The following is a 3435-nucleotide window of genomic DNA, read 5'->3' on the forward strand; positions in this document are numbered from 1 at the left end:
GAGGTGTCGGTCATGGCCGGGGCAGCCGCGGGCGCCGCAGCCGTGGCGTCGTCGGCGTCCTTGTGATGGCAGGCGGCGAGGGCGAGCACGGTCAGCGCGGCGAAGGCGAGGGGGGCAAGGCGCATGCGTTGGATCTCCGGTAGGGGGCGGCGCCCACGATCCGTCGAAGGCGCGCGCAGTTCAAGCGGTTCGGCGCGCGGCGCGCCTCCGGTTCATCGGCAAGGCGCACCTGACCACGCCACGACGCGAATGCCTGCACCATGGCGCCATTCAAACCGAGGCAGCCGCATGTCGGGCAATACCCATCGCGCCATCATCGTCGCGCTCGCCGCGAACCTTGCGATCGCATTGACGAAAGGCGCGGCGGCGCTGTTCACCGGATCGGGCGCGATGCTGGCCGAGACCGTGCATTCGTTCGCCGACTGCGGCAACCAGTTGCTCCTGTTGCTCGGCCTGCGCCAGGCCGACCGCCCGGCGTCCCCGGACTATCCGCTCGGCCACGGCAAGGCGATCTATTTCTGGTCGTTCCTGGTCGCGGTGATGCTGTTCACCGTCGGCGGCATGTTTTCGCTCTACGAGGGCGTGCACAAGCTGCAGCATCCCGAGCCGCTCACGCAGTGGGGCTGGGCGGTGGGCATCCTCGTCTTCAGCCTGGTCGCCGAAGGCGTGTCGACGCGCGCCGCGCTGCAGGAAGCGGGCGCCGAACGTCGCGGGCGCTCGATGTGGCGTTGGTTCCGCGAAAGCCGGCAGGCGGAACTGATCGTCGTGGTCGGCGAGAACATGGCCGCGATGTGCGGCCTGGCCGTCGCGTTGGTCGCGATCGGCCTGACCGTAGTCACCGGCAATCCGTTGTGGGACGCGCTGGGCACGATCCTGATCGGGGCGCTGCTGATCGTCGTCGCCGTGTTCGTGGCGATCGAGATCAAGGCGATGCTGATCGGCCAGAGCATCGACCCCGCGCGCCAAGCCGAAATGCACGCGTTCATCGCCTCGCAGCCGGGCGTCGAGGGCCTGCTGTCATTGATCACGCTGCAGATGGGCAGCGACGTGGTCGTGTCGGCGCACGTGCAGATGAAGGGCGACGTGCTGCTGTCGACGCAGGTGCAAGCCATCGATGCGATCGAACGCGAGCTCAAGCGCCGCTATCCGGATGTGCGCTGGTCGTTCTTCGAGCCGCAGGTGGAGCGTGCGTCGCGGTGTGATTGATCGAGTCGCGTGTCTAGCTCGACATCACTGGAAACGGGGTCTGGAAACGGGGTCAGGTTGCATTTTCTGACAGACCCAGCCTGCGACATCCGATAGCTGCGTGGAGAGGCGCGATGCGTAATCAAGGGCTCCCGCCAGCCTCCACTTGCCATGGCCCGCCTTCCGCGCCTCGACCTTCCCGGGATACCGCAGCACGTTGTCCAGCGCGGCAACGACCGACAACCCTGCTTTGCGCGCGACGAGGATTACCAGCACTACCGCCAGGAGTTGGGCGAGGCCGCGTTGAAACACGGCTGCGAGCTGCACGCCTACGTGCTGATGACCAACCACGTGCACCTGCTGGTGACGCCGTCAACGCCGGGTGGGGTCTCGCGGATGATGCAGGCGATCGGCAGACGCTATGTCGCCTGCTTCAACAGCCGTTATCGACGGACCGGAACCCTGTGGGAAGGTCGCTTCAAGTCGGCGCTCGTCGATAGCGACCGCTATGTGCTGGCCTGCTATCGCTACATCGAATTGAACCCCGTGCGTGCGCACATGGTGGCCGACGCTAGCGAGTACCCATGGAGCAGCTTCCACGCGAACGCGCTGGGCCGGCCCGAGGCGAGGGTGCGCCCGCACCCGTCCTGGACGGCGCTGGGTACTTCGGACCAGGAGCGGCGATGCGCTTACATCGCGCTCGTTCGCGCCGGGATAAGCGATGACGAGCAAGCGGCATTGAATCGATGCACCGCCCAGCAGAAAGCCTGGGGCGGTGAGCGCTTCAGGAAGGAGATCGAAGCACTGGTCGGACGAACCGTCGAACTCCGAACTGCCGGACGCCCGCGAGTATCACGTGCAAATGGAACCTGACCCCTTTTTCCCTTTTTTCCTTTTTTCTTTCAACTGCCTCCATCTCGCTCGCGACGCCCGCTCGATTGCGGCGGCGCGTCGCGGCCGCTCAGTCCCCCGCCATGACTTTGCAACTGCCATCGCACGGCCCTAGAGCCGATGCAGCCCTCGGCGGCCAATACGTCAGCCCACGCGACGCGCTCACGAAGCAGAAATAGGGCCACGGCCGTTGCATGTCAGGCGACACCCCATCGGGCACATGGCCCGGACCGTAGCCGCTGATGACCGTAGAGCCGGCCGGGCATTCGAACCATTGGGTCTTGTCCAACGTCCACGACTGGTACTGGTAGTACGTCGGGTCTCCCCACTGGGGGCAGTTGATATTGACCTCATACCGCTTTGGCGCGGTCGGATCGCCGAAGCTGATTCCACCGACATCACCGATGGTTCCACTTCCACGTTGCCAGAGGTAGTAGAAAGGTTCGGCAAAGCTGTTGCTCCATCGGCCGTCGCGGAGTTCGCAGCCCGAATAGGCGCTTCGAAGGCCAGCCATGAACTCATCGATGACCGCCTGCTCACCCAGGCAGGAATCGCTCCATGCCGAACAGGGGGTCGCGTACTGAATTGAATACACAAGCGCGTAGAACTTCGCCGGCGGCTGCGGGGGAACCGTGTATTCGATGGTGACGACAGGAGACGCATCGGACGTGATCGTGCGGCTGCGCTGATACTTTCCATTCCACTGCGGGTCGCTCTGAAGGACCGCTTCGGCCTGCTGCAGGCTGGGGTAACAGGTACCGCTGTAGCACGCCTCGCCCGGCTTGCTCTGGGCGCCCGCGGCCCTTGGCAGAAGCATCAGCCCGACGCACAAGCCTGCGGCAAATGTACGAACTGCCCACTGGATCAAAACGTACACCTGTCCTCTCTTCCGGTCCTGGCGACCGCGCGATTCTTCTTGGGCTGTTGAAAGAAGATTTCCGTGCAACGCATTTTCGAGTTCCAAGCTTTAGGAGCACTAACGTCTAGCCTAAGCCGGGCTTGCCCGCCTTCGCCGGCGCAGGACGCGTTGCAGCCGAGTCCGAAAGCATCAATTTCCCGTCTCGCATTCAAGTTTGCAGCCGAGACAGGGTCGGCGCAGCTTCGGCCTGCTACATGGCGCCTGCGCCCGAGTAATGGAACGTGACCCAGCTTCCACTCGCAGCAGTGATCGTCGGGCGACGCGTGCGGGTCCGCCACGCTAGTCGATTTGGAAGCCGAGCCCTCCGCCGCGAAGCCAATTCCGTGAAATTGGCCGTGGCCCCTCCTTCCTATCAAGGTCCATTACCCGCCAGTCATCACGCCACAGTTTCCGTCGCAGGGTCCTAGGCCCGGTTGCGGCGGGGGCGGGGGCGGGGGCGG

The 3435-nt window shown here is 64.7% G+C and carries 3 protein-coding genes; 2 read left to right on the top strand and 1 reads right to left on the bottom strand.

Annotated elements, in window-relative coordinates:
* Positions 1-288 precede the first annotated feature (288 nt).
* Positions 289-1206 (top strand): cation diffusion facilitator family transporter, encoded by a 918-nt coding sequence (locus FW784_RS13165; RefSeq protein WP_149353784.1) that lies wholly within the window; start codon positions 289-291, stop codon positions 1204-1206.
* A 150-nt stretch (positions 1207-1356) separates the two neighbouring features.
* Positions 1357-2058, top strand: a complete 702-nt coding sequence (locus FW784_RS13170; protein WP_149353785.1) for a transposase — start codon at positions 1357-1359, stop codon at positions 2056-2058.
* A gap of 88 nt (positions 2059-2146) precedes the next feature.
* Here the strand turns inward: FW784_RS13170 and FW784_RS13175 are convergent, their stop codons facing one another.
* Positions 2147-2953 carry a hypothetical protein gene (locus FW784_RS13175; RefSeq protein WP_149353786.1) on the bottom strand — a complete coding sequence of 269 codons (807 nt, stop codon included), beginning with the start codon at positions 2951-2953 and terminating at the stop codon, positions 2147-2149.
* Positions 2954-3435: the final 482 nt, after the last annotated feature.

This window comes from Cognatilysobacter lacus, from assembly GCF_008274655.1.
In the GTDB taxonomy this organism is placed as follows: Bacteria; Pseudomonadota; Gammaproteobacteria; order Xanthomonadales; family Xanthomonadaceae; genus Cognatilysobacter; species Cognatilysobacter lacus.